This window comes from Alteromonas ponticola (assembly GCF_012911815.1).
Taxonomy (GTDB): Bacteria; Pseudomonadota; Gammaproteobacteria; order Enterobacterales; family Alteromonadaceae; genus Alteromonas; species Alteromonas ponticola.
Window position 1 is genome coordinate 401,694 of the sequence record NZ_JAATNW010000001.1, and the last position, 25,462, is coordinate 427,155.

The 25,462-nt window shown below is 46.1% G+C and carries 23 protein-coding genes; 13 read left to right on the forward strand and 10 right to left on the reverse strand.

Features of this window, described 5'->3' with window-relative positions:
* Nucleotides 1-36: 36 nt before the first annotated feature.
* The gene (locus HCJ96_RS01690) at nucleotides 37-573 is read right to left on the reverse strand and encodes an SRPBCC family protein (protein ID WP_169209288.1); all 537 of its coding nucleotides are present in this window, start codon (nucleotides 571-573) and stop codon (nucleotides 37-39) included.
* A gap of 233 nt (nucleotides 574-806) precedes the next feature.
* Between HCJ96_RS01690 and glgC the strand changes: the two genes are divergently transcribed.
* A complete protein-coding gene (glgC, locus tag HCJ96_RS01695; protein ID WP_169209289.1) occupies nucleotides 807-2,084 on the forward strand; it encodes a glucose-1-phosphate adenylyltransferase in 1,278 nt (425 codons plus the stop codon).
* On the opposite strand, the gene HCJ96_RS01700 is transcribed toward glgC, so the two are convergent.
* On the reverse strand, nucleotides 2,068-2,898 hold the full coding sequence (locus HCJ96_RS01700; RefSeq protein ID WP_343034635.1) for an alpha/beta fold hydrolase: 831 nt from the start codon (nucleotides 2,896-2,898) through the stop codon (nucleotides 2,068-2,070). The genes glgC and HCJ96_RS01700 overlap by 17 nt on opposite strands.
* Before the next feature lie 87 nt (nucleotides 2,899-2,985).
* Here HCJ96_RS01700 and HCJ96_RS01705 point away from each other — a divergent pair, with 87 nt between their 5' ends.
* Complete coding sequence (locus HCJ96_RS01705; protein WP_169209290.1) at nucleotides 2,986-3,804, forward strand: acyl-CoA thioesterase; 819 nt, start codon at nucleotides 2,986-2,988, stop codon at nucleotides 3,802-3,804.
* On the opposite strand, the gene HCJ96_RS01710 is transcribed toward HCJ96_RS01705, so the two are convergent.
* Together HCJ96_RS01710 and HCJ96_RS01715 are read right to left on the reverse strand one after the other, a co-directional pair.
* On the reverse strand, nucleotides 3,801-4,646 hold the full coding sequence (locus HCJ96_RS01710; RefSeq protein ID WP_169209291.1) for an HDOD domain-containing protein: 846 nt from the start codon (nucleotides 4,644-4,646) through the stop codon (nucleotides 3,801-3,803). The two genes, HCJ96_RS01705 and HCJ96_RS01710, sit on opposite strands and share 4 nt — an antisense overlap.
* A gap of 152 nt (nucleotides 4,647-4,798) precedes the next feature.
* A complete protein-coding gene (locus HCJ96_RS01715; RefSeq protein WP_169209292.1) occupies nucleotides 4,799-5,839 on the reverse strand; it encodes a 2-dehydropantoate 2-reductase in 1,041 nt (346 codons plus the stop codon).
* A 65-nt stretch (nucleotides 5,840-5,904) separates the two neighbouring features.
* On the opposite strand from HCJ96_RS01715, the gene HCJ96_RS01720 reads away from it, so the two are divergent.
* Nucleotides 5,905-7,143 (forward strand): glycosyltransferase, encoded by a 1,239-nt coding sequence (locus HCJ96_RS01720; protein ID WP_169209293.1) that lies wholly within the window; start codon nucleotides 5,905-5,907, stop codon nucleotides 7,141-7,143.
* On the opposite strand, the gene HCJ96_RS01725 is transcribed toward HCJ96_RS01720, so the two are convergent.
* Nucleotides 7,134-7,547, reverse strand: a complete 414-nt coding sequence (locus HCJ96_RS01725; RefSeq protein WP_169209294.1) for a SufE family protein — start codon at nucleotides 7,545-7,547, stop codon at nucleotides 7,134-7,136. The genes HCJ96_RS01720 and HCJ96_RS01725 overlap by 10 nt on opposite strands.
* Before the next feature lie 12 nt (nucleotides 7,548-7,559).
* Entirely contained in the window at nucleotides 7,560-7,958 is a 399-nt protein-coding gene (locus HCJ96_RS01730) for a DUF2750 domain-containing protein (RefSeq protein WP_169209295.1), read from the reverse strand.
* A 191-nt stretch (nucleotides 7,959-8,149) separates the two neighbouring features.
* Here HCJ96_RS01730 and HCJ96_RS01735 point away from each other — a divergent pair, with 191 nt between their 5' ends.
* Complete coding sequence (locus HCJ96_RS01735; protein WP_169209296.1) at nucleotides 8,150-9,001, forward strand: hypothetical protein; 852 nt, start codon at nucleotides 8,150-8,152, stop codon at nucleotides 8,999-9,001.
* 3 nt (nucleotides 9,002-9,004) lie between these two features.
* Nucleotides 9,005-9,466 carry a hypothetical protein gene (locus HCJ96_RS01740; protein WP_169209297.1) on the forward strand — a complete coding sequence of 154 codons (462 nt, stop codon included), beginning with the start codon at nucleotides 9,005-9,007 and terminating at the stop codon, nucleotides 9,464-9,466.
* Nucleotides 9,467-9,513: 47 nt separating this feature from the next.
* On the opposite strand, the gene HCJ96_RS01745 is transcribed toward HCJ96_RS01740, so the two are convergent.
* Both HCJ96_RS01745 and HCJ96_RS01750 read right to left on the reverse strand, forming a co-directional pair.
* Nucleotides 9,514-11,874, reverse strand: a complete 2,361-nt coding sequence (locus tag HCJ96_RS01745; RefSeq protein ID WP_169209298.1) for an EAL domain-containing protein — start codon at nucleotides 11,872-11,874, stop codon at nucleotides 9,514-9,516.
* 9 nt (nucleotides 11,875-11,883) lie between these two features.
* Nucleotides 11,884-14,451, reverse strand: coding sequence for an HWE histidine kinase domain-containing protein (locus HCJ96_RS01750; protein ID WP_169209299.1), 2,568 nt, complete (start codon nucleotides 14,449-14,451; stop codon nucleotides 11,884-11,886).
* A gap of 80 nt (nucleotides 14,452-14,531) precedes the next feature.
* Here HCJ96_RS01750 and HCJ96_RS01755 point away from each other — a divergent pair, with 80 nt between their 5' ends.
* The 3 genes from HCJ96_RS01755 to HCJ96_RS01765 all read left to right on the forward strand — a co-directional run bounded on the left by HCJ96_RS01755 (nucleotide 14,532) and on the right by HCJ96_RS01765 (nucleotide 16,682).
* Nucleotides 14,532-15,149 (forward strand): heme oxygenase-like domain-containing protein, encoded by a 618-nt coding sequence (locus HCJ96_RS01755; protein ID WP_169209300.1) that lies wholly within the window; start codon nucleotides 14,532-14,534, stop codon nucleotides 15,147-15,149.
* A gap of 64 nt (nucleotides 15,150-15,213) precedes the next feature.
* Nucleotides 15,214-16,023 (forward strand): exodeoxyribonuclease III, encoded by an 810-nt coding sequence (xthA, locus tag HCJ96_RS01760; RefSeq protein WP_169209301.1) that lies wholly within the window; start codon nucleotides 15,214-15,216, stop codon nucleotides 16,021-16,023.
* 14 nt (nucleotides 16,024-16,037) lie between these two features.
* Nucleotides 16,038-16,682, forward strand: coding sequence for an energy-coupling factor ABC transporter permease (locus tag HCJ96_RS01765; RefSeq protein WP_169209302.1), 645 nt, complete (start codon nucleotides 16,038-16,040; stop codon nucleotides 16,680-16,682).
* Nucleotides 16,683-16,696: 14 nt separating this feature from the next.
* Here the strand turns inward: HCJ96_RS01765 and HCJ96_RS01770 are convergent, their stop codons facing one another.
* Nucleotides 16,697-17,260, reverse strand: a complete 564-nt coding sequence (locus HCJ96_RS01770) for a phosphoribosyltransferase (RefSeq protein WP_169209303.1) — start codon at nucleotides 17,258-17,260, stop codon at nucleotides 16,697-16,699.
* 89 nt (nucleotides 17,261-17,349) lie between these two features.
* Nucleotides 17,350-18,555 carry a lipoprotein-releasing ABC transporter permease subunit gene (locus tag HCJ96_RS01775; protein ID WP_169209304.1) on the reverse strand — a complete coding sequence of 402 codons (1,206 nt, stop codon included), beginning with the start codon at nucleotides 18,553-18,555 and terminating at the stop codon, nucleotides 17,350-17,352.
* A 166-nt stretch (nucleotides 18,556-18,721) separates the two neighbouring features.
* Between HCJ96_RS01775 and HCJ96_RS01780 the strand changes: the two genes are divergently transcribed.
* The 5 genes from HCJ96_RS01780 to HCJ96_RS01800 all read left to right on the forward strand — a co-directional run bounded on the left by HCJ96_RS01780 (nucleotide 18,722) and on the right by HCJ96_RS01800 (nucleotide 25,417).
* Nucleotides 18,722-19,312: a PilZ domain-containing protein gene (locus tag HCJ96_RS01780; protein ID WP_169209305.1), complete on the forward strand. Its 591-nt coding sequence runs from the start codon at nucleotides 18,722-18,724 to the stop codon at nucleotides 19,310-19,312.
* 63 nt (nucleotides 19,313-19,375) lie between these two features.
* The gene (gene mfd / locus HCJ96_RS01785) at nucleotides 19,376-22,870 is read left to right on the forward strand and encodes a transcription-repair coupling factor (protein ID WP_169209306.1); all 3,495 of its coding nucleotides are present in this window, start codon (nucleotides 19,376-19,378) and stop codon (nucleotides 22,868-22,870) included.
* The gene (locus HCJ96_RS01790) at nucleotides 22,870-24,231 is read left to right on the forward strand and encodes a CsiV family protein (protein ID WP_169209307.1); all 1,362 of its coding nucleotides are present in this window, start codon (nucleotides 22,870-22,872) and stop codon (nucleotides 24,229-24,231) included. Before mfd ends, HCJ96_RS01790 begins: the two co-directional genes overlap by 1 nt.
* Nucleotides 24,232-24,233: 2 nt before the next feature.
* Nucleotides 24,234-24,761, forward strand: coding sequence for a cob(I)yrinic acid a,c-diamide adenosyltransferase (locus tag HCJ96_RS01795; protein WP_169209308.1), 528 nt, complete (start codon nucleotides 24,234-24,236; stop codon nucleotides 24,759-24,761).
* A 101-nt stretch (nucleotides 24,762-24,862) separates the two neighbouring features.
* Nucleotides 24,863-25,417 (forward strand): hypothetical protein, encoded by a 555-nt coding sequence (locus HCJ96_RS01800; RefSeq protein WP_169209309.1) that lies wholly within the window; start codon nucleotides 24,863-24,865, stop codon nucleotides 25,415-25,417.
* The last annotated feature ends 45 nt before the right edge of the window (nucleotides 25,418-25,462 follow it).

Below are 25,462 nucleotides of genomic sequence, written 5' to 3' on the forward strand. Positions count from 1 at the left end.
AGCGCCACTTGGCGCTATTTTCATTTACCGTTGTAATCAGCTTTGGTTCTCTGACACCGTTTTTAAATTTTCCAGACCTTTTTCAAAATCAGGCCCGAGCATGTCGTCCATCATCAGCACGAAATAACGTTCGACCGGGTTATTTCCCACTTTACCTTTATCAATCCAGGTCACGCGGGTGCCTTCCTCGCCGATGGGCTCCAGCTCAAACAAACCGGTAGAGCCCATATCGAATTCAGGAAAATACAGGCTGTAAACTACTTTTTTATTGTGCTCCAGCTCAGTAATTTCCATCTGGCCACTGCCCTCACTTTCACTCACCCACTCAGAACGCATGCCAATAGCACGATCAGGCCCTTCATAGGTAACTTCCATGGCAGGATCGCGCTTAAACCATACCCCCCATTTCGGCCACGCCTTTAAATCGACTACCTGCGAATAAATGGTTTGCGGTGGCGCATTGATAACGATAGTGCGCTTTACCTCATACTCTTTTGGCAAAGTAAAACCTACCACAACCGCAATCACAAACAGTGCAATGATGGCAATCAAAACTTTCTTTAACGCTGACATGACTCTCTCCATGTATAAGTTAACCCTACAACCTTATAACAACTCATTAACATTTGTCAGCAAAAAGCATCAACCCCGTAATAAAAAAAACCGAATCACTCGTTTACGAATCCTATCTTTTTGCTGCGAAAGGACTTTACTGGCTAATTTTAAGTTAGTGTGTAAGATAATTAAATAACAAGTGTTAAGTCTCGACACAGAAGTAACGTGTCATTTACAAGGAGCGCCGCCCCATGGTAGACAAAAGTTCACGTTATATCAGCAACTTAACTCGCGACACATACGCACTGATATTGGCAGGCGGCAAGGGTTCGCGACTGCATGAGCTTACTAACTGGCGCGCCAAACCGGCACTGTACTTTGGTGGAAAATTTCGCATCATCGATTTTCCTTTATCAAATTGTGTTAATTCAGGTATCCGTCGGATTGGTGTGGTCACCCAATACAAATCCCATTCGCTTATTCGCCATTTAGTCCGTGGCTGGGGACACTTCAAAAAAGAGCTGGGCGAATCAGTGGAAATTTTACCCGCCTCTCAACGGTTTTCAGAAAGCTGGTATGAAGGAACCGCTGATGCGGTTTTCCAGAATATTGATATCATACGCGATGAGCTCCCCAAGTATGTCATGGTATTATCGGGAGACCACATTTATCGCATGGATTACGGCCATATGCTGGCCCATCACGTTGAAAACAATGCCAAAATGACGGTTTCCTGTATGGCTGTGCCCATCCAGGAGGCGGCAGGTGCGTTTGGCGTTATGTCGGTGGACGAGAACTATCGTATTCATGGTTTTCAGGAAAAACCTGCCAACCCTACTCCATTGCCTAATGATCCAGACCGTTGTCTGGCTTCAATGGGTAATTACGTATTTGACACTGAGTTTTTATTTGACCAACTGTTGCGTGATGCACAAAATTCAGGCTCAGAACGCGACTTTGGCAAGGACATCATTCCTGCAATTATTAAAGATCACAAGGTGTTTGCATATCCATTTGAAAAATCAGCCGGTGGCGACGTGTACTGGCGGGATGTAGGTACCATCGACTCGTTTTGGGAAGCCAACATGGAAATGGTGGCGCCGGTTCCGCAACTTAATCTGTACGACCGAAAATGGCCAATCTGGACGTATCAGGAACAATTACCCCCGGCAAAATTTGTCTGGGAAGATCAGGATCGGCGGGGAGAAGCTATCAACTCTGTGGTCTCCGGAGGCTGTATTATTTCAGGCTCGACCTTAAGAAGAAGCCTGGTGTTTTCTAACGTGCGTGTGCATTCCTATGGCTTGATTGAAGAGGCGGTGATACTGCCTGACGTAGAAATTATGCGACACTGTAAGTTGAAGAAAGTGGTTATTGATCGCGGCTGTGTTGTGCCAGAGGGAACGGTAATTGGCTATAACCACGAGGACGACCGTGCAAGGGGGTTCAGAGTATCAGACAAAGGTGTGGTGCTGGTTACCCGTGAAATGCTGGGGCAACCCGTTGGCGGTCTTAACCCTGACCAATAGCACCATACCGCCAGCGATTTAGTGTGTCCTCGATAAGTTTGGCTGTTTGCTCTGGGTACTCAAGGGGAAACATGTGTCCACCAGGCGCAACTACGTGCGCTAACTGATTTTGTTTGATGAACAGATCGCGCATTGCAGGCATGCACACGGTCGATGATTCGCCAGTAACCAATAGCGCCGGACACGCCAGCTTACCAGCAAAACGATCTAGATTGTCAGCTACATTGCGAAAGATTGCCGCTTCGATATCATGGCGAAAAGTAAGTTGTGTACAGTGTTGCGAAGTTTGCGTAGCACTGCTGACGTAGTCTTCAATACATCGCTTATCCATGTTCACAAACAGCGCTTTATTTGAAAAATAGTCAACTATATCGGTGGTAGATGACCATTGAGTGTTGCGGGTTTTCGCTAATCCCGCTGGAGTGATTTTGTCAATTAAGGGGGTTTTCTTTAGCAGTTTTATTAAATAACTGCGCCATCCGGTCACTAACGGAGGATCTAACATCATCAACCCTGCCACCTTCTGTGGCATTTGACATGCTGCCATATACGAAATTACTGCCCCAAACGAATGTCCAACCAGGTACACTCTCTCGTTCGCCGCACTGTGCATACCAATATGCTCAATCAGTTCCTGCACTATATAGGGCCAGTTATTGCTCACTGGTAAATGCGGCTCATGTCCAAATTTTTCTTTTCCCGAAATTTGGAAATGCGGTGGTAGCGCATTGATAAGCGTGCGATAACTGCCAAGTGGAAAACCATTGGCATGGACAAATTGGATCGAAACTGTATTTTCATTCTGATTCATCATGGTGCTTAATTTCCGTCGTTCTGCTATTGGCGCACACCGGTTATTTCGTTATGATGCACCTTAACCCAACTCATCTGACCAGATCAAATGTTTGTAGACGACTTACTTGCTTTACCTCAACCCTCAACAATTTCTGACACTACTGTGGAATTTAATGAGCTCATGATCCCCAAAGACTGGGCTCAGGGACGCACTGCGTTTGGCGGTATTTCAGCTGCCCTGGTTTACTCGGCCATTGAGCAAGTAGTAAATGACGACCACAGGCTGTTACGCTCTTTCACCACTAACTTTATTGGGCCATTAGCATTAGATACTGAATTTTCTTTAAAGGTTACAAAGTTGCGCTCGGGTAAGAGCGTGTCTCAATATACGGGTGAAATTATTCAGCAAGGCAATGTCAGTGTCTTTTCACAAGCATGCTTTGGCCTGGCGCGGCAATCAAAAATAGCGGTAGAAAATACGCAGCAACATGCCATGTCCGCCCCGGCGAAGGGCAAGTACATTCCCCAGATCCCTAAAATTACGCCCAAATTTCTGCAGCACTTTGACCTGTCAATTGACCAGGGAGGCATTCCTTTCACCGGCAAGAAGACAGCCCAATACCATGGATTTATGCGCTTTAAAAAACCACCACAACAAATACGCGATGCCCATGTAATTGCCCTGATTGATGCGTGGCCACCGACCCTGTTGCAAATGTTGCGATGGCCTGCTCCAGCCAGCACCGTCAGTTGGAATGTAGAATTTATTCATCCACATCGCGAAATCAGTGGCGAAGACTGGTTTGCCTATCAGGCGCACACGCGACAGGCCGCAGACGGCTACGGCCACGTTGAAGCGACAATCTGGGATAAATACAATCAGGTAGTAGCGTTAAGTCGGCAGACGGTGGCTGTATTTGATTAATACAGCATAAATGCGCTGGGATTAAATAGCGAAATAACGCTCAGACATTGCAAGTTAGTGATATCCAGCGCATCTTCCAAATCATCCATTTCAAGTGCGAGCGACTCATGCAGATGAGGTTCGAGATTACTGTAGCTTGGATAGATTTCAGGATTCACATTATCCAGAGCCAGCACATAACTCAATTGCAATATTCGCTCATCTTCTACCGTCTTCTCGCTTACCGCTTGATGGATACGGTTTATCGGCCGGTAAATGCCTTCCGGTATGCCCCATTGTTTAACCAGCTCGGCTGACAATTCAGCATAAGTAAAGCCGAGAATAGCATGCTGCAATTCAGCCGGACTCACCCGCTCATTAAACGCCAGACAGCGTTCGGCTTGCTTTGGCTGCGATTGTGATATCACCAGCTCACCAATGTCGTGCAGCAGCCCTGCAACAAACAAGCGTTCGGGCTCTTTAATTCCCCGTTGCTCGGCAATAAACTTGGCTAACAGACCACATGAGACACTCTGTTCCCAGAACTTATCTAAATCAATAACCGATCCATCAACTTCACTGAACGCATGGCTCACGCCATATGCCAACGCAAGATCGTACGCTGCACGGGTACCAATTACCTGCAGTGCTTTTCCGATGGTTTCTATTTTATTGGGAAAACGATAAAGTGCACTGTTCGATACTTTAAGAATTTGCGATGCCAGCGCAGGATCGAACGAGATGATGTCGGCTATATCGTCAATTGACGCTGAATGGTCGTCGAGACATTCTTTTAAACGGGTGACCGCGTCTGGCAATACATAAATTTCTTTAGCATTTGCGGCAATATCTTGTACGCTCATTGACTAGCAACTCCGAAAGCAACCCTACTTCGAAAAGGGCCATATGCTCCAGCTCCTTTGATGATTGCGATTATCCTGAATACTACGTATAGGCTATATAACCAATCAGTTGCAACTATTTTACTGATTTTTTGAAAATAATCTTCACTAATTCAACTTTCAGCGCTATCTTTTTTCAGCTCTTGCATTAGTTTTTTTAATAAAGAGGACGCGTTCACTCCCTCATATTTACCCTGCTCAGCGGTCATTTCTTCGATTTTTTTAATTTCGTTTACCAAAAATGAATTAACCGGACATGCAACACCACACGTTTTTCCGGCCGTCACGACCGCACCATTAAGGTACGCAATTTCTGTTTGCTTGTGCGCTTGTAAATCCCACCACATCGAAGTTCTTACATCGTCATCAATGGCCAGCATTTGTTTGGCAATCCGCTTAAACAACCAATCAGGCGTGCAAAGCAGCAAAGGCAGATAACGACCATGAATCTTGGCAACTTTTGGTAGCTTGATGTCCATCGCATTAATCACATCAAGAAATTCCCGCATCGCTAAGGCAATGATGCGACGAAAATCTCGTTGTTCTAACATGGCTTTCACCGGAATATCAGCCAGCGCGTTAACGCTATTGCCCAAATTGAGCTGTAACTTGGCCCACTGCAGTGCATTAATATCAGGGGTGGTGGCAATCTGCATCAATGGCTGGCTCGCTGCCAGTAGATCACGTTCAAGTTCAGCAACATCAGCAGGCATCGCTTCAATAGTGAGCATTCCTTCTGATCCCCGGTGCAGCTGATTGGGTGATTTCAGTACTACATTGAACGGCACCATAGCGCGCAGCACCCGGTTTTGTGAAAAATGCTTCTGTACAAGTTGATGTGTTCCGACGCCGTTTTGACAACAGATAATTACCGTTTGCGCATGTACCAGTAGTTCAAGGTCACGAATCGCCGGAATGATTCCGGTGCATTTGGTGGTGAGCCAGATAACATCCGCTTTTTGGCCTGACGCCAGCAAAGGGTCAGCGTGTTTCACCTGTTGTAGATTGCCCGCATAATCAGACAATATCATTGTGTCGCGTAAGCGCGAACACCAGGGGTCGCGGGCGACAAATTTGACTTTCATATTATTGCTGGCCAGAACACCGCCTACAAAACAACCAATTAGTCCGGCGCCAAAAATGACATGTAACACACTGCTACTCCTTCGCAATTCTTTGATACAATTCTGTCCTAAATAGTGGTAATGCGGAAGAGTGCATGAACAAGCGCGTGTTAATAATCGGATTTGTCTGGCCTGAACCCAATTCATCAGCGGCTGGCCAGAACATGATGGGCATCATTCATGCACTTAAACAAGCGGATTGGGAGGTGCATTTCGCCAGCGCCGCCACTGACAGTTACCACAAAGCCGATATCAGCGCATTAGGTATCCACTGCGAGTCCATTACGCTTAATGACAGCAGTTTTGATAATTATATTGCACGCCTTACCCCGTCCGTAGTGATTTTCGACCGCTTTATGACAGAAGAACAATTTTCCTGGCGGGTTAAACGCACATGCGCTGAAGCGGTCCGTATTATCAATACCGAAGATTTACACAGTCTTAGACATACTCGCCATGAAGCGGTAAAGCGCAGTCACCCAACACCCTATGTAAGTGATATTGAAAATGAGATCACGCAACGCGAAATTGCAGCAATACTTCGCAGCGATTTAACGTTGATTATTTCGGAGCATGAACTGACCATGCTGACGGAGAAATTTCACATACCACACCAGCAACTGTTGCACTTGCCGCTACTTGAAACGGCTTTTCATTGTGAAAACCCCACCTTTGCTCATCGAAAGGATTTTGTCTGGATTGGCAACTTCAGACACGCGCCGAATTGGGACGCGACATTGCAGTTAAAGCAACATATCTGGCCAAAAATCCGGCAGAAATTACCTGACGCCAATTTAACCGTCTTAGGCGCCTACCCTCCCAAAAAAGCGACCCAACTAGACGACAACAAAAGCGGGTTCCGGGTTAAAGGCTGGGTAGAAGACATTTCCCGGGAATTGCCCCTGCATCGCGTTATGCTGGCACCACTTCGCTTTGGCGCGGGGATCAAGGGAAAGTTATTGGCCGCTATGCATGCCAATATGCCCAGCGTGACCACATCAGTAGGCGCTGAGGGTATTGCTTCAGCAAAGGAGTGGCCCGGGTTTGTCACCGATGACTGGCAGTTATTTGCACACCAGGCCGTTACATTATATGAAAACTCAAATTACTGGCATGAACAGCAGGCCAGAATTGCTGAAGTACTAGCCCCAAAGTTTGACACGAAGCACAATAAGGCGCGCCTCGTTACGCGGATAAGTCAGCTTGCTGAGCAGTTGGATAAACACCGCGCTGCGTTGCCACTGCAGTTTGTCATGTGGCAACAAAGCTTACGCAGCACACAATATATGTCGCAATGGATTGAAGAAAAAAATAAGACGAAAAGTCAGGTTTGAGTGGAGGCCAGTGTTTTTATGCGATCGATAACCTGACGCAAACCATTGCCTCTGGACTGACTTAAAAACCGTGACAGCGAGAGTTCATCACCGAACGCATCAAAATCAAATGTAGCAACAGCTTCTGGCGATAAATTATTTGTCTGCTCCAAAATGATCGCCAACACGCCCCTGATCACTTTACTGGGTGAATAAGCCATGAAGCATCCAGTGGTATCGTCACTTACCCTGTCGAGCCAGACATCACTGTCACAGCCTTTAACCTGATTTGTTTCCGTTCGCTGCCCCTGCTCAAGCATCGGCAGATGCTTAGAGGCCATTACCAAAGCGCGCATTTTATTGTCCCAGCCTTGCGCGTCCAGCAAGGTTAACGCAAGCGGCTTTAGCTCACCCGAATGAGTCATATCAATACCGGCTCAACGACTTTCAGTCAGGCTCAGCTTCAATTCCTCTGCCGTTAACAGCATTTCTGCTTCGTTTTCGGCGGCAGGGAAAATCGCGATCGCAATATTGTTTTTCTCTAAGCCGGGTAACCAAGTGAGTAAAAAATCATCCAGCGTGATAACTTGAGGTGTTGCATCCATTGTTTGCGCACGATGCCAGCACTGTACCAGTTGCGAATGAGGCCAGACAGGTAAACACTGCCCTTCCATAATTTCCATCATGACATAGCCATTTTCACCGACCAGAGCCCATACTTCATTAGCCTTGGACACATAAGTTAAAAACAACTCAACGCGTTCCTCAGCCGATAAGCCTGCGGCCTGTTTAATTATATGTTCAGGTAACGATTCAGAAACTGTATCTGGGAACACTTTATCACTCCGCTTTAAAAAACGGTCAGATTATAATTTTATACGCGATGAATAACCACCCAAATCCCATTATTTCCTTGTAGGGACCCTATTTGAATTCGGGGACTGTTTCAGGCTAAATTAAGGTTGTAATTTTGTTTCATTTGAAAGCATGGTAATCTCTTTCAAGTATTTGAAGTAGCCCATAGTTGATGGATTCCGAATTTTATATTGTGTCTCGCAAGCAGGATGCCCGACTTGCGTTAACTCAAGAACAGTTTAAAGAGCTTAAACGTGCGCGTAAAAGGCTCTCGTCTGCTTATGCCATCTCGCATAAGCATCGCCTGGTGTTATCCAATTATGAGCTTATTCTCGAAGCCATGCGTTCACTCGGCGAACAATATGTCAGACAGGAAAATATACACGCTATTGAAGAGGGCAAGGCCCGCTTAAATGCTAACATAAACAATTATGTGTTAAGCGCACGCATTTTTACCAGCCAACTGAAACGCCATGTCCAGGGATGTGTTCCTCAGGATCGTGAATTGGTGAGTGTACTAACCAGGAAAATGGAAAGTGAGTACAAGCGATCCTTTTCCTATCGATTTATCGACTCGCTGTATGATTATGTTGCGCATTATGGATTGAGCATTCACACAATAAAAATTGTCAGTGAGGTGAAACTCAACGATGCCGCAGAATATGAGCGGCAATATCGTGTTAATGCGTATGTGGAAAAAGATTATATTGGCGGACCGGCAGAATTTAGAGCGTCAGTTTTTGATGAAGTGGGCGGTACAGTCGACCTGATTGATATGTTAAGCACGTTCAATCAAAGCCTTACTCGCTTACATGATCAGGCTATGGACTTGATCCAGCACGTATTTGTAAAGGCAAATGAGTTAGTGAATGAATTTATCGGGGTGTTCGTTAGTGAGCATGGTAACAAGCACGCTAACTTATTTGTCGTACACGGCACCCGGATGGCCAGTGACAAGGTATACGATAAATTTCCCATTTCGATGTATGCAAATAACCATAACTTTGGCAAAGAATACGTATAACTCATGCAGCTTCATAATGTAAAAACTCAGTTTAATTTGCCCGCCCGCTTCGATAGTAAAGATACGGTAGGCATTAATTTTCGGCATTTTATTCTGTATTTACGTGACGATATCGCTTCTGAAATAAAAGGAGAAATTGTTGAAGTTCGTTTTTTATGGACAGACGAAGCGATTGAGCAAAATCGTTCGGAGCGACTTAACTCATTTCCCAGACATGCTTTGAGCATGTTAGAACTGATTGAAGACCGCATAGAACACCTGCCCTGTACGGTAGCAGTTTGCGAGACATCAAAATCAGCCTGTAGTGTTGCCATTGCAACGCAGTCGTCTCAGCAGATCCACCAGCTAATCGGCGCAATGGTTTGCCCGAACAAATTTACCATGCCAGTGTTGTACGACCATGCTATTTCAGCCACAGAGTTTATTGCCCAGCGCCTGAACAGTTCTGAAGGCAAAGATGTGTAAAATCCAACCTCATTGATATTTGCCCCATCAGACTGGCTGGGTTTGCGCTATTTTTGCTGAATAAATGAAATTACATCGGTCAGGCTGAGCGGCTCGGAAAAATAGAAACCCTGCATATAATGACATCCGGCTTGACAGGCAAACTCAGCCTGCTTTTGCGTTTCAATGCCTTCCAGTAGAATCGCTTTGTCCAACCGCTGACACAATTGAATAATGCTTTCGGCAATAATGTTCTTCTGACTGGATTTATCCTCTCCTGGCGCAAGCGACTTATCCAGTTTTATAATAGACGTGTACGATTCGCCCAGTTCAGATACGGACGCATAGCCGGCACCAAAGTCGTCCAAAGCAATGGTGAAACCTGATTTAGCAAGTTCTCGCAACACCTTTCGAGTTCCAATGTCATGCATCGCTGACTCGGTTACTTCCAGCACCAGTGAGGACGGTTTAACATCGAAATCATGCAGGTACTCTAAAAACTGACTTACCATTAATTTTGAGTTCAATTGCAGAATCGATACATTCACGTGCACTTTAATATGCCCAAGACCAGCCTCATTCAGCGTTACACTGGCGATACACACTTCTTTAAGCATCTTAAGTCCCAACGCGTTGATCATACCGGTCTCTTCAGCAATCGGGATAAAGCTTTCTGGATGGATGTCACCAATATCCTGACTGCTCCAGCGGCATAAGGCCTCTAACGCGACTACCTGGTGTTCGGTGTCCACAATGGGTTGAAAACGGGCATGCAGATCTTTGTTTTCAATTGCATTGAAAAGCCCTTGTTCAACATATAAGCGGTATTCGATGGCATCGTTTTGTTCGCCCGAGAAAAACACCACCTGATTCTTCCCCTTGCGTTTGGCTTCATACATCGCAATGTCAGCATGCTTAAGCAGGTTTTCAGGCTCTTGGGTATCGTCCATTTGAGCAATGCCGATACTGGCACTGATCCTTAGCTCTGTATCACTGACTTCTATTGGATCGGAAAACACCTCTAGTAAGCGACTGCCCAACTGCGCAAGATCGCCTTTTTCCTGCACCAGGATGACAAACTCGTCACCCCCATGGCGAATAAATGTATCTTCATTGCGTATGACTGAACGTATGCGGGAAGCGCATTGCGAAAGAAGTTCATCGCCCACATTATGGCCATAGGTATCATTGACTAATTTGAAACCATCCAAATCAATAAAGATTAACGCTTGTACAGATTCAGCATACGACGCTTCATTTAAAATAAGTTTGAGATAATTTCTGTTGCCCGCGCCGGTCAACTGGTCGGTGAAAGCCAGTGATTCCAGTTTTCTTTCTGCTTTGCTTAAATCGGAAATATCTGAAAAGGTGGCAACATAACAAATTTCTTCATGCTGTTGGTCTAACTCAGAGACGGTAACAAAAGCCGGAAATTCAATCCCATCAGTGGTGATCAATATGGATTTTTTGCGTACGATTTTTGTGCTGGCCAATGCGCTTTTCAGCTCAGAGGAATTCAGCCCAAACTGAAAAATATCGCGTTTTTTCAAGCTCTTTGTTGTGAATCTGAGCAGGGTTGACAGAGCTTTATTGCAATCAATGATGGAAAAATTCTTGTCCAGCAAAGCCACCCCTTCCACCAATTGATCCAGAATGATGTTAGAGAGACGTAGTTGTTTGATTTGGCGCTGCTTGTCAGTAACATCAATGACTGCACCTATGATTACGTCATTGTTATGAAAATCAACTTCGCTAAAAACAATATCAAGATATTTGCGTCCCGAGTCACTGCCCTCCAGCACAATGGTTTTACGCAAACTGGCGCGCTTTTCGAGCGTGCTGATGATATCCTTACGCTCATGTTCAGGAAACAGCGCTAAAAACTGCTCACGCGCTATCTGCGTCCCAGCACCGAAACGGTTTTGCAGACTTTTTGCCCCATCGAATGAAAACGTTTTGCCTTTGCCGTCTAATTCAACAACTCCAAACTGAGCAGCCTCGGCGGCAACTTTAAACCGCTTTTCCGAATTGACCACCTTTTGCTCAAGCGAAAAACGATGCAACGCGGTTTCACAGGTTACCTTGATGGTTTTCGTATCAAAGGGCTTGACAATATAGCCATACGGAGACGCCTTAAGAGCACGAGTTACCGTATCATCGTCAGAATAGGAAGTGGTGAACACAATCGGAATAGCGAACTGTGAATTTATCTTCTCTGCCGCTTTGATGCCGTCACTGCCGTCTGCAAGATGGATATCCATCAGGATCAATTCTGGTGATTCAGCATGCGTCATTGCGATCGCCTGCTCTTCAGAGCGTGCCAGGCCAACGACTTCTGCGCCCAGTTTTGCCAATTCACGTGCCAGATAAGTGGCAGCAATTGTCGTGTCTTCGACAATTAATACACGGCGGTTTTCTATCAACTTCATTACCACGGCTTATTTATTCTCCTGAAACATGGAATTAAGTAATCGTTTCAGCTCATTTTCCGATACAGGCTTGGTTAAAATGGGAACTGAATCAAATTCCTGAGGTAATTGTAACTGATCACCGTAGCCACTCATAATTACACAGGGTTTATTGTCAGCCAGTACGGTCTGGATCAATCCTAACGAGGTGTCTTTGCCCAGATGAATATCAAATACTACCAGACCAAAGTTATCATCTTCGTAAATTTGTCTGGCGGTTTTAACGTTGCCTACCACCGATACATTATTCACCCCCATGGTTTTTAATTTACGTTGCATATCCATTGCAATGACCAGACTGTCTTCGACAATCAGGGCGCTTTGGGGTAACGCAGAAGCCTGCAACTTTATTTCTTTTCTTTCCGCTTCAACGGTCATGGCATCACGCTTGACTTCACTCACGTAACGTCTCGGAAAACTGAATCGAACCTGAAGACCATGCGGCGCAAATTCAACGTCGGCATCGCCCTGAAGTTCATGAGGAATAACAGAGTGAATCAGGGTCATGCCAAAGCCCTCACGCTTGGGTGGCGATACCGGTGGCCCACCCATTTCACGCCAATGTAACACCAGCCCATTATCATCGGCGAAAAACCATTCTATTTCTACTTTACCGCCATGCGAACGAGAAAGCGCTCCGTATTTGGCAGCATTAGTAAAAAGTTCGTGCATCACCAACACGACTGGCGTGGCAGCATCGGGGTGAAGGTTAATATTGGGACCTGAACGAACAATACGTTTATCTGCATAAAGATAGGCCTGGATCTCTGTATCCAGCAGTTCATCTAACGAAATTTCTGTCCACTCAGAGGCAGTTAACTGATCATGCGCAGAGGCCAGCGCAGACAAACGCCCGGTAAGCACCCTGACAAATTCTTCAGTATCCCGTTCACTTTGGTCAGTCTGTAGAATGATAGCGTTGACCAGATTAAGAATATTTCTGACTCTGTGATTCAACTCAGAAATTAAAATTTCGTGTTTGCGACCTGCCTGTTGCAAAATGGTGTCGCGTTCCTGCACATGTCGTAACATGACTTCAAGCAATGTCACGCGTAACGACTCTCCGACCATTTCGTCCTGCTCGGTCCACTCGTGACAATGATCACTATGAGTTTCCTGCCACAATTTAAAACTGCCCCGGGGCAGCAATCTCGAACCATTTGGCCCCATAGAGGCGGCCTTCTGCGGGTTGCCGGCCCAGTTGATGGTTTTGGTTTGGGGCTGACGGAAAAATAATAAATAATCGCGGGGGGTTTTTGACACCGGAATGGCGAGAAGACCCGCAATATTGTGCACCGCGGTTTCGTATTGCGGCACGACTTCAGCCAACGAGTTGACCCAAATAATCTGACTGGGTGGCTGACTATTGAGGTAGCGCACTACCCTTCTTAATTCATCTTCGGGTAAGGTAATCCCGGTACTACTGACCTGCCCTTCGATAATAACGGTGATACCGTCATTCTCAATTAATTCATTGAGTGCTCTGAATTGATTGGTAAGAATATCAATCAACGCCCCGTCCGAGGCGATAGTGGACATGATTTTATTGTGCACCTTACGCACCCGAAGACTTTCAGTCTCCCTGTCCCGGGCCAGGCGCGATGATAGCTCTAGCGCAAACACTTCGGCAAACAGTTCAAGCTCGGTACGTTGAAAGTAAGACGGAACTTTGGGTGAATAATGATGACAGGCTATCAGACCCCATAACTTGCCATTTACGATAATCGATACAGAAAGCGAGGCCACTACCCCCATATTTTTCAAATATTCAATATGAATAGGCGAAACCGCTCGCAAGGTGGAAAACGACAAGTCGATCGCGTCATCCTGCCCTCTGACAGTGGGAAAAATAGGATAAACGGGTGCATTTACATCGCCAATCACCCGCAATAGATTCTTCAGATAAAGTGTCCGGGCCTGCTTTGGAATGTCTGAGGCGGGATAACGTAACCCCAAAAACGCGTCAAGTTTCTGGGATTTGGCTTCTGCAATAACGGCACCGGAGCCATCAGATAAAAATTTATAGATCATTACCCGGTCATATGACGTAATAAGCCGCAATTGTTCTGCTACCGTCTCGAAAAGCTCTTCGGTATCAGCAGCGCGGTAAAATTGACTGAGTAATGAGCGTACAAAGTGATCGGTGGTATCGCGGTTTTCCTCAACAGGTTCAAATTCGACGATGGTGAACTCACCGTTATGATGCACAGAAATATCAACTTCAAGTTTGGTTGCATCGATAAACTGATTAAATAATCGCTCATTACGCCCGGTAATCATTGATGATTGTAAACCCGAACGGATGTGATGTAGCGTATCTTTGTCCAGCCAGTTCTTTATGGCTTCACCGGCTATTTTGTCGGGTGCAGTTCCGAAGTACTGTTCAGTGTTTTGCGAGCAATACGCGACAAACCAATCAGAGCGTAACGCCAGCAGACAGCCGTGGCTTTGAATATTGCCCAGCAAATGAATGGGTTCACGATCGCAGTTGGATAAATCGACTTTTTCAGGGTAGGCTGGTGTTTCATATGTGGCCATGATTTATCCATTTTTGATGATGTATAGTAATGCGTACCTAGTCTACCCACACTTATTAGGATCAGATCAATAAATTTTGTATGATAAACACCAGTTTTTTTGACCAAATCAAAGGTAAAACCTCTAATTCTCACAAACACTTAGAGGAAACTTATCCCTTCTCGACCCTGATGCGTTCAGATGAATTCGATGAGCAAAGTTATCATCAGGTTCTGAATGTAATGGCGGCGTTTCACCAAAGCATTAATTTGTTTGCAACCAGCCAGTTGAAAGGCGAACTCGCAACATTATTAGACACCACAACCACATGTAACGCTTTACGTCTTGACATAAACCAGTTGCAGCAGTCATTTACCCCCATTATCTGCCCGACACTCGATGTTACCGAGGATGATACACATTCGTTGTTGGCTTATGCTTATGTGTGGGCGGGCTCAAGCATGGGCGCACAAATTTTAATTAAATGGCTACAAAAAAATGCCCCGTCACTGCCCACTCGCTATTACCAGCAAATGGCTGCGCAATCGGTAAACTGGCCGTTGGTGAAAGCGCTGTTAAGTGCACAGGTAGAAAAACCCGATGTTGATTCAACCTCCATTATTCGCTGCGCCAACACATGGTTTGAGGCAATTATAGCGCATGCTCAATCATACCCAGCAGCTTTGGCAGGCGACCTAAGACACGTTGAGTCGCTTTGATTCATGCTGATATCTGGTAGTATGCTGCCATTGCGAATTGAATTTTTCGAGAACTATAAAATAGATGAAAGTAATCTCATTTAACATTAACGGCATTCGCGCCCGCTTGCATCAATTGGAAGCATTGATCGAAAAACACCAGCCGGATGTTATCGGCTTGCAGGAAATTAAAGTGCATAACGATCAGTTCCCCCTCGAAGCGGTCGAGCAGCTGGGTTATCACGTTTTCTATCACGGTCAGAAAAGCCATTATGGGGTGGCAATGTTGACCAAAGATAAACCCCAGAAGGTTGTCTTAGGCTTCCCCACTGACGAGGAAGATGCACAACGTCGCATGATTATGGTTACCTTGAAAGGTGCCTCAGATAAACAAGTTACCATTTTGAACGGCTATTTCCCGCAAGGCGAGAATCGCGACCATGAAACTAAATTTCCGGCTAAGCGCAAGTTTTATCAGGACTTAATGGGTTATCTGAATGCCTCTCATCAACCTGACGATAATGTTATTGTGATGGGTGATCTGAACATTTCACCTGCGGATAACGATATTGGGATTGGCGAGGAAAATAAAAAACGCTGGTTGCGCACGGGCAAATGCAGCTTCTTACCCGAAGAGCGTGAATGGTTGAATACAGTCTATCAATGGGGGTTGAAGGACAGCTTCCGCGATCTGCATCCGCATACTGACGATAAGTTCAGCTGGTTTGATTATCGCTCGAAAGGATTTAACGATAATCGTGGGTTGCGTATTGATTTAATATTAAGCACCTTACCAGTACATGAAACCCTGCAAAATGCCGGCATCGATTATGAGCTACGTGCCATCGAAAAGCCCTCAGATCATGCGCCGGTCTGGGCTGAATACGACCTTTAAGTAGAGAGCTGGCGGTGACAATACTGCAAATTTTTAGTCTGGCCGCGTTCCTTCTGGTCGTCGGTCTGATACTGAAAAACATCCATTTTGAACAGTTCCGCAGCGATAGCCGGCGTCAGCATATTGTGTTTGGCGCGGCGGCTTCAGTGTTTTTTTTATGGATTTTCAGGGCAGGCATATTTCCGGGGTTAGACGTACACTTTCTATGGTTACCCGCGTTGGCGCTTACCTTAGGCTTTCGTTTTGCTTTGCTTACCGCCACCATTGCACTAGCCGGCACCACGCTTGTTGGTCTTGATGACTGGGCCATGTTTGGTGTCAATGGCTTACTCGGCGTGTGTGCGCCAATCGCACTGACTTATCTGATTTACATCATTTCGTTTCACCGCATTCCACGAAATCTTTTTGTCTATATTTTTGTATGTGCGTTTTTTCCCGGCGCAGCGATGATTGCAATTAAGATGGGCTTACTTGGCGGCTATTATTTTGTCGACGGCATTTATGACTGGGACGTGATACGTGATAACTATCTTATTTTGATTCCATTGCTCCTCTTCCCTGAGGGAATGCTAAATGGAATGACCATCACACTGTTGACAATCTACAAACCCGAGTGGGTGTACACGTTTCACGATAAGTTTTATATCGATAAAAAATAAGCGCTACAGCACGCTTATTTCTTAAATAAGATATCCATAACGCTGCTCAGTTCGGTTTTCCCTTCGCGAATTTCTTCTTCACTCAGACCGGTAATTTCATGGGGAAACACTAACCATTCTTCGCTACTGTTGATGTAATAGTCAGGTTTGATATCCGTTTTATTGTTAGCTGGTTTAAACCAGGGACAGGCAATACGAATGTCCTGCGGCACGTTCAAACGCATAAGTTTTTTAATTTGCTTTATCAGCGCATCAACGCTGCGACCCGAATCGAACACATCATCAACAATTAACAATGAATCGCCAGCATTCGCATTTTCTACCAGGTAGTGCAGGCCGTGCACGCGGATTTCCTTGGACTGCTGATTGATTCCGTAATATGACGACGTGCGCACGGCGATATGATCGGTGGGGGTATTTCTGAATTCAAAAAACTCCTGAACCGCGATACCAATGGGGGCACCGCCACGCCAAATCCCAATAATAAAATCAGGACGAAATCCGTCGTCATACACCTTAGCAGCTAGGCGAAAACTATCCTCTAATAAAGACTGGGAGGTAATATAATGCTTTTTCATACTGACTTCTGCGCAATTGTTAAAAGACCGGGAGTATAGTGAATTCGTGCTTGTTTTGCACGGCCAAAACGAAATCTTGTTGGCCGGCTTTACTCGTTTTGTAATGCACTGGCGGGCTGTACCGACATGGCTTTGAACGCAGGGTACAGGCTTGCTAAGACGCAAAGAATGAGAGAAAACACCATCACCCAACTAATTTGCTCCCAACGTAAGTCGATGGGAACCCCACGGCCATCATCGGCAAAGGCAATCGGTACATTGATTAAGGCCAGTAAATTATTAAGTTGGGTTGATAACAGGATCCCTAACACCCCACCTATCAGCGCACCTTTCATGCCATTAAACACGCCGTTAAACACAAATATCCGCATTATCTGACCACGCGCCATGCCCTGCGTGCGTAAGATAGCAATATCGCCTTGTTTTTCGGTGACCACCATCACCAATGACGATACAATATTAAATGCAGCGACCGCGATGATCAGTAGCAGCATCATAGACATCATGTTTTTTTCCATCTTGACGGCGTCGAATAAGGGTCCTTGACGACTACGCCAGTTATCACTTTGCAGCTGTAATTCGGCTAACGCTTGCACCACCGGCTCATATTCAAAGGCATCGGCAAGAAATAACCGACTGTCACGCGCTTCTAATGGCGAGATTCGTAACAATTTCTGCAAATCATCGACATGCATAAATATGGCTTTATCATCCAGTTGCGAGCCCACATCATAAATACCGCTGATGGTAACTAAACGCTGTGCAGGCATGCGCCCGAACGGTGTATAGATACTGGCTCCTGCGACTAATAAACGTAATTTGTCCCCTATTTGCAAATCAAGCTGTACCGCAAGTGCTCTGCCCACTATTACATGGTACGAAGCGGGCGTGAGTTGACTGAACTGTCCGCTCAGCATTTTTGACTGCACAATACTGTGTTGCTGCATAATGTGTGGTTCGATTCCCTGCAATTGCACTCCGCGTAGTCCGCTACGCGACTGAATGACACCTTCTGACTCAAGGAAGTCCATGGAGGTTACGACCCCAGGTATAGAAGAAAACGGATATTCGCCAGTTGATTCACTGGTATTGACGACAATATGTGGAGCAATGCCTAAAACCCTGTCTTTTAATTGCCCTTCGAATCCATTCATCACGGAGACCACCACGATCAGCGCCATCACACCTAACGCGATGCCTGCCACAGAAAAACGATTTATAAAGGCAACAAAGCTTTTGTGCTTTCCAGACGTTGAGTAGCGTAGTGCAATAAAAGCAGGTAAGGAATTTAACATGGCGTTAGAAATGATCACTTTCTCAAGTCAAAGCCTATACTTATATTAATTATCCTGCCTCAAACGAAGGCCATATAAGCGCACAGGCAACAATAGTAAACTGAATATACTACGTGTAAGCTAGCGCACTAACAAGTTGAGAAGTGAGAAGTATCAGGTAAAGCAGATGGACAACTTAACGCTGGAACAAAAAAAGGTGCAATTTGACGAGTTTTTCATGATTGCCCATCCCATAAAGATCAATATCAAATTATTGAGTAATGACGTTGCATTGCCTGACGTTGACCAGCTCGACGAGGTTATGCCTTATGCATTTCGTATTGCCAATGAAATGTCCACGGTACAGTCACAAGCACTCAGACCATTACGCGGGCTAAGCGATCATGCCTCTGACCTGGTAGATTACCTTAATCTACAGACGCGCAAAATCGATTTAATGATGTCATATATTCTGCAACAACAGGATGAGCCAGACACCCGCTTTGAAGCGGTTAAATTTGGTGGCGGCGGTCTGGTCACCCATCATCATACTGACATTCCGGTTGGCACCAATGCCGAATTAAAATTGTTTTTAACTGAAGAGGCAGCGGCTATTTTCTGCTACGGTGAAGTTATTACTTGTCAGCAGGCTGAAGATGAATACCATATAGCGTTCATCTTTAATCGTATCCGGGAAGAAGACCAGGAGTTATTAGTCAGAGCGAGCCTGCATCTGCAAACACAGCAATTGCGTAAACGCTCGCAGCAGCGGAATTAAAATTACTATTCGCGCTGATTAAGCTTCAAACCACACGATACCACTAACTTGTAACAGGGTGACATGACTGCCTCACGTAATTCGCTTCCTTTACCTAAAATCAAGTCACAGGCCAGAATCGGCGACCACCAGCAATGGGGGCAGTTGACCAGCAGCAGTCGGGCGATGGTGGTCGGTCAGGCATATACCCAACATGATGGCCCCCTGCTGGTGTTAACTGCTGATACCCCATCGGCAATGAAGCTGGAGCGGGAACTGCGCTTTTTTCTAAACGATGAGTCGGCGACCATCACGTTGTTCCCTGATTGGGAAACCCTCCCCTACGACGCATTTTCACCCCATCAGGATATTGTTTCGCAACGATTGGAAACCCTTTTTTACCTGTCGAATAAAGCGAAAGGCATTTTTATTGTTCCGGTAAACACACTGATGCAACGCCTTGCACCTACCGATTATCTGAACAAATACCTGTTAATGCTTAACAAGGGTGAGTCGCTCGACCGCGACAATTTCAGAAGGCGACTTGAGCAAGCGGGTTATCTACACGTAAATCAGGTGATGAGCCACAGTGAGTTTTCGATCCGTGGCAGCATCATCGATTTATTTCCGATGGGCAGCAGTAAACCTTATCGTATCGATCTGTTCGATGACGAAATTGACTCTATTCGCTATTTTGATCCTGATAGCCAGCGCTCAAGCAAAGAGGTCAGCGAGATCCGTTTGCTCCCAGCGCGTGAATTCCCTACAGACAAAGACGCCTTATCCTTATTCAGACAGCAATTTCTGACCCGGTTTGATGCCAGTAATGCGCGCGAATCCATTTTCTATCAGGTCAATAAAGGAACCTTACCAAGCGGTATTGAATATTATCTGCCGTTGTTTTTTGAACACACGGCAACCCTGTTCGACTACCTGCACCCACAATTTGTGGTGTTTTTAAACGGGGATATTTTCAAAGCCAGTGAAACCCATTGGGATGACATTTGCGAACGCTACGAACAGTTGCGTTATGACTTAACCCGTCCGCTGCTTCCGCCAGAAGACGTCTTTATACCGGTTAACGAACTCTTCGAAGAAATTAAAAAATGGCCGCGGGTGACCTTGCAAAGCGAGTCGCTCGCCGATAAATCGGGTCATTATAATGCCGGGTTTTCAACGCTCACCGACATCGCCTTTGAACCGCAAAAGAAACACCCCGCAGAACGGCTGAAAAGACTGCTGGAAGAAACCCAGGCCCAAGATGACCGCGTGCTCTTTTGTGCAGAATCTCAAGGTAGACGGGAAAATTTGTTAACCCTGCTGGCCAAGGCAGGCATTCGTCCAAAAGCAGTATCGGGATTCAACGATTTTGTTAACGGCGATGACTTAATTGGCATTACAGTTGGTCAGGTTGAGAACAGTTTTATCTGGCAAACACCCAAACAGCGTATTTTGGTGATCACTGAATCGGAGCTGCTGGGTCATAAAGTCAGCCAGCGGCGCTTACGTGAAAAGCGCGCCGCAACGGATGAAAACGCGGTCATTCGTAACCTGGCAGAACTCTCCATTGGCCAGCCTGTGGTTCATCTTGATCACGGGGTTGGGCGCTATTTGGGATTGCAAACCCTGGATGCCGGAGGGGTCACTACCGAGTATCTGTGTATCGAATATGCCAAACAGGCGAAATTATATGTGCCTGTGGCCTCACTACACCTGATTGCCCGCTATACCGGTGGTGATGTAGACCATGCTCCCATCAATTCACTGGGCTCTGATGCCTGGAGCAAAGCCAAACAAAAGGCCGCAGAAAAAGTACGCGATGTCGCTGCCGAATTACTCGATGTTTATGCCAAACGGGCGTCTAAACCGGGCTATGCGTATCCCATTAACTGGGATGAATACCTTTCTTTTGCTGACAGTTTTCCGTTTGAAGAAACCCCGGATCAGCAACAGGCGATCACCTCGGTTATTCAGGACATGGGTAACCCGCAGGCAATGGACAGATTGGTGTGTGGTGACGTTGGTTTTGGTAAAACCGAAGTGGCGATGCGCGCCGCTTTCCTGGCGGCCAATCAGGGTAAACAGGTGGCGATTCTGGTTCCCACTACCCTGCTCGCCCAGCAACATTATGACAACTTTGTCGACCGCTTTGCCAACTGGCCATTCAACATTCAGGTCATGAGTCGGTTTGTTAGTGCTAAAGGGCAAAAAGAGGTGGTTGATAACATTAGTCAGGGCAAGGTAGATATAGTTGTGGGAACACATAAGTTGCTGCAAAACGATATCAAGTTTGCTGATTTGGGTCTGGTGATTATCGATGAGGAACATCGATTCGGCGTGCGTCAGAAGGAAAAATTCAAGTCGTTGCGTGCTGATGTCGACATTTTAACCCTCACCGCAACGCCCATCCCACGCACGCTCAATATGGCGCTCTCGGGAATGCGCGACTTATCCATCATCGCCACCCCGCCGGCGAAGCGGCTATCCATTAAAACGTTTGTGCAACAACGCAATAAAGCGACCATTCGTGAAGCCATCATGCGTGAAATTTTGCGCGGCGGTCAGGTTTACTTCTTACACAACGAAGTTGATACTATTGCGAAAACCGCGGAAGAAATTGCAGAAATCGTACCTGAAGCACGCATTGCTATCGGTCATGGGCAAATGCGCGAACGTGAACTGGAACAGGTGATGAGTGATTTTTATCACCAGCGGTACAACGTACTGGTGTGCACTACCATCATTGAAACCGGAATCGATGTACCCACCGCCAACACCATTATTATGGATCGCGCCGACCATCTGGGTTTGGCGCAGCTGCATCAACTGCGCGGACGGGTGGGACGCTCGCACCATCAGGCTTACGCTTATTTATTAACCCCGCATCCGAAACGGATGACCAAAGATGCGGCAAAACGCCTTGATGCCATAGCCGCGTTGGAAGATTTGGGCGCAGGTTTTGCGTTGGCTACCCACGACCTGGAAATCCGTGGCGCGGGCGAATTACTAGGTGAAGGCCAGTCAGGTCAGATTGTCAGCATAGGATTCAGCTTATACATGGACATGTTAGATCAGGCTGTTACCGCGCTGAAAGAAGGGCGTGAACCCACCCTCAACGATACGCTTTCCAGACAAACCGAAATAGAGCTGCGCATTCCCGCATTGTTACCTGAAGATTACATAGCTGATGTTAATACGCGACTTTCGCTGTACAAGCAGCTAGCCAGCTGCGATACAAAAACAGAGATCGATGAGTTCCAGATTGAGTGCATCGACCGCTTTGGCTTGCTACCCGATGCTGCGAAGAATTTAATTGCAGTGGCCGAATTAAAACTGATCGCAAAAGATTTAGGTATCCTTAAGATGGATATGACCAGCGTTGGTGGTACTATTGAATTTAGCGAAAATGCCAAAGTCGACCCGGGATTCATTATCAGGTTAGTGCAAACACAATCCGACACATTTAAGTTTGAGGGAAGCCAAAAATTGAGAGTTGTTAAACAAACGGAGTCTGCCAAAGCAAGGTTGACGTTTGTCAGCGAGTTGCTGGAGTCATTCGCCAAGGGAACCAAAAAATAATGATATTTCGATGTTTGTTGGCGTGTTTTCTCGTTTCTGGCTTCGCTCACGCGCAATCTGACGACCAATGGTGGTTTGATGTCGAAGTCATTTTATTCGACCGTTCAGTGTCACTGACTGAACTTGATGAGCAATTCGCGTTATCTGATAATTTACGTCCTGTTGCAACGGAGCTGGACGTCATAACTGACCTGCTGCATCCAGACATTAGTGGATTAAAACAAAGCCTGCCTATTTGCGGGATACCTCACCCCCTTTATCTTTCAGAGCCGCCAACGCTTGAGTCTATTTTACAAAGCCATCAGGCGTGGGAATTACGCAACCAGCAAGGCAATTCGTCGCATGAGGAGACTGTCCAAGACGTCCCATCGGCAAATCCATCTGGGTTGACCGCAGCCCCCTATTCTGATGCAAGCTCAAATGATTATTTCAGACAGCAAAATAGCCAGGCGCTACCTGCTGTAAAGCCAGAGCCAGTTGATGTGTCAGACCAGGAGATTGCGCGTTTATGGCTTGAAAACGCTCTGCCTCCTATGCCTGCCAGCCCCCGCGTTACAGCGATGCAATTTTGTCGTGAAGAAACCCCCTGGCTATCATGGGAAAAGGGCAAGTGGAAATGGCATCGTGAGAACAATTCGATCCCCTACCCGGATGAAATCAAAATTGAACTGTCCGGCAGTGAAAAGCCACACGCCCGATTTGCCCGAATTCTGCCAGAGTCGGCGCGTGAACTGAGTAAACTGTCTCAGCAGATTCGCCAGACACGCGGTCTGAACAGATTACTGCATATGACATGGCGACAGCAGGTCAGGTTTGGTCAAAATAAAGCGGAAAAAGTCAGATTGTTTGCCGGTAATGATTACGCCGCCCAGTTCACTCTCACCGGTGATGAAATTAACGATGATTTAGATGATTCAGGCTCGCCCACGGGAAGACTTGCAGATAGCAGTCAGAATGACGTGTTCAACCATCTTGAGCAACAACTGGCGAATCCCAGACCAGTCCCATTTGCCAGTATGATGGCCGCGGTTAAAGATAATGAACGCAAGGCTAAACAAGGTGTCACTGATAAGTCTGCTTTCGCTCATATTCCCATTTGGAAACTAGACGGGTACATGAAAGTGTATCTTAAGTATATCAACCGCGTGCCTTATCTTCATATTGAAAGCGAGTTGTTGTATCGCCAGCCGGTTCCGTTAAATACCGAGGAACAAACCGACAATCCAGAGTATAGGTTGGTGTCTGTCCCTTTCCAACAAATGCGTCGCGTCATCAGCCAGCAGATTCATTATTTCGATCATCCCTTATTCGGTATGATTGTGCAGATAAGACGCCATCAACTTCCAATGGATGACAACTAGTCATGGTTAAAATTTACACCAAAAAAGGCGACGCTGGACAGACTCAGATATACCTGAGTAAAGCCGAGCGCGTGGCGAAGTCAGATGAAATTCTGCAGGTCTATGGCGATCTGGATGAACTGAATTGTCACATCGGCTTGTTGATCAGTGTGAGCAAGGCACCGAATCGGTTACTGTCGACGATCCAGAATCAGTTATTTGAGGTCGGATTTGCCATCTCAGCAACCACGTCCCTCACAGCGGAGGATGTGTCTGCGATTGAGAATGAAATTGATCATCTCAGTAGGCGCTTAGCTGAGCAACGTTCATTTATTCTGCCTGGTGGAACCACTGCTGCTTCGCAAAGTCATGTATGCCGGGCAGTATGCCGTCGCGCCGAGCGGGCTCTGGTAACACTGAGTGAACAGCATCAGGTCCCCGCTGTCATATTGCAGTTTATTAATCGGCTTTCAGACTACTTTTTCGTACTGGCTCGCTATGAGAATGCCATAAGCGGAGTAGACGATATTGAAAAAGTGGCTCGCCAATAAGCAACTGCGTTTTTAAATTAATTATTTTCTGACTGCTACAACTTTCACGATACTGGCTGCGACTTAGTTAATAGCTTGAATTAACGTGAACAGGAATAATCATGATGAAATTGAATAAAATTGCAGTTGTAGCATCTGTAGTCGCGGCATTTACTACCCATCTATCTCTGGCCAATAATGGTGAGTATCACCTGATAGCTTACGATGATTGTAACGTGGTAGCAGATCAAACATTGACTCAAAGCCAGATCGAGGCGTACCTGGCGCTCAAAGACTCTGAAGACAGAATGCAAACCATTTCTGCGCCAATCCATTTAATTCAAGGCGATATTGACAATTTTACCGCGCAGATAGGCGAACTCACTGATCGCGCTATCCAGGATAGTGGTAACGAATTATACATCGACAAAGCCTTATTGCGTGAACAGGAGGCCCTTACTAAAGAGCTGGAGTCCCTGATAGAGTCTCATGAGGCAGACTTTGCCGCGCTGGAAAAAGAGGGGCGCCTCATTGAAGAAAGAGCCAAAGCGTTTGAGAAGCAAATTCAGCCGTTCCTGAAAGGCGTCAATCACGACTTCGTACGTATTATCGGGCCGGACACAGGTAACGAAAAATACTCGTGTAAAGACAAAAATATTGCCATGTTCAGTCTGTAAAACACACCAAGTGGGGCAAGGCTGGTTGAGTTCTCCTTTGCCCCG

Excerpts from the sequence above, each read along its gene's own strand:
- HCJ96_RS01795 (WP_169209308.1), top strand. The coding sequence starts at position 24,234 with ATGGTTAAAATTTACACCAAAAAAGGCGACGCTGGACAGACTCAGATA.
- HCJ96_RS01800 (WP_169209309.1), top strand. The coding sequence starts at position 24,863 with ATGATGAAATTGAATAAAATTGCAGTTGTAGCATCTGTAGTCGCGGCA.
- HCJ96_RS01720 (WP_169209293.1), top strand. The coding sequence starts at position 5,905 with ATGAACAAGCGCGTGTTAATAATCGGATTTGTCTGGCCTGAACCCAAT.
- HCJ96_RS01690 (WP_169209288.1), bottom strand. The coding sequence starts at position 573 with ATGTCAGCGTTAAAGAAAGTTTTGATTGCCATCATTGCACTGTTTGTG.
- glgC (WP_169209289.1), top strand. The coding sequence starts at position 807 with ATGGTAGACAAAAGTTCACGTTATATCAGCAACTTAACTCGCGACACA.
- HCJ96_RS01775 (WP_169209304.1), bottom strand. The coding sequence starts at position 18,555 with ATGTTAAATTCCTTACCTGCTTTTATTGCACTACGCTACTCAACGTCT.
- HCJ96_RS01700 (WP_343034635.1), bottom strand. The coding sequence starts at position 2,898 with ATGATGAATCAGAATGAAAATACAGTTTCGATCCAATTTGTCCATGCC.
- HCJ96_RS01735 (WP_169209296.1), top strand. The coding sequence starts at position 8,150 with ATGGATTCCGAATTTTATATTGTGTCTCGCAAGCAGGATGCCCGACTT.
- HCJ96_RS01740 (WP_169209297.1), top strand. The coding sequence starts at position 9,005 with ATGCAGCTTCATAATGTAAAAACTCAGTTTAATTTGCCCGCCCGCTTC.
- HCJ96_RS01770 (WP_169209303.1), bottom strand. The coding sequence starts at position 17,260 with ATGAAAAAGCATTATATTACCTCCCAGTCTTTATTAGAGGATAGTTTT.
- HCJ96_RS01755 (WP_169209300.1), top strand. The coding sequence starts at position 14,532 with ATGATAAACACCAGTTTTTTTGACCAAATCAAAGGTAAAACCTCTAAT.
- mfd (WP_169209306.1), top strand. The coding sequence starts at position 19,376 with ATGACTGCCTCACGTAATTCGCTTCCTTTACCTAAAATCAAGTCACAG.
- xthA (WP_169209301.1), top strand. The coding sequence starts at position 15,214 with ATGAAAGTAATCTCATTTAACATTAACGGCATTCGCGCCCGCTTGCAT.
- HCJ96_RS01790 (WP_169209307.1), top strand. The coding sequence starts at position 22,870 with ATGATATTTCGATGTTTGTTGGCGTGTTTTCTCGTTTCTGGCTTCGCT.
- HCJ96_RS01710 (WP_169209291.1), bottom strand. The coding sequence starts at position 4,646 with ATGAGCGTACAAGATATTGCCGCAAATGCTAAAGAAATTTATGTATTG.
- HCJ96_RS01750 (WP_169209299.1), bottom strand. The coding sequence starts at position 14,451 with ATGGCCACATATGAAACACCAGCCTACCCTGAAAAAGTCGATTTATCC.
- HCJ96_RS01780 (WP_169209305.1), top strand. The coding sequence starts at position 18,722 with ATGGACAACTTAACGCTGGAACAAAAAAAGGTGCAATTTGACGAGTTT.
- HCJ96_RS01725 (WP_169209294.1), bottom strand. The coding sequence starts at position 7,547 with ATGACTCATTCGGGTGAGCTAAAGCCGCTTGCGTTAACCTTGCTGGAC.
- HCJ96_RS01705 (WP_169209290.1), top strand. The coding sequence starts at position 2,986 with ATGTTTGTAGACGACTTACTTGCTTTACCTCAACCCTCAACAATTTCT.
- HCJ96_RS01745 (WP_169209298.1), bottom strand. The coding sequence starts at position 11,874 with ATGAAGTTGATAGAAAACCGCCGTGTATTAATTGTCGAAGACACGACA.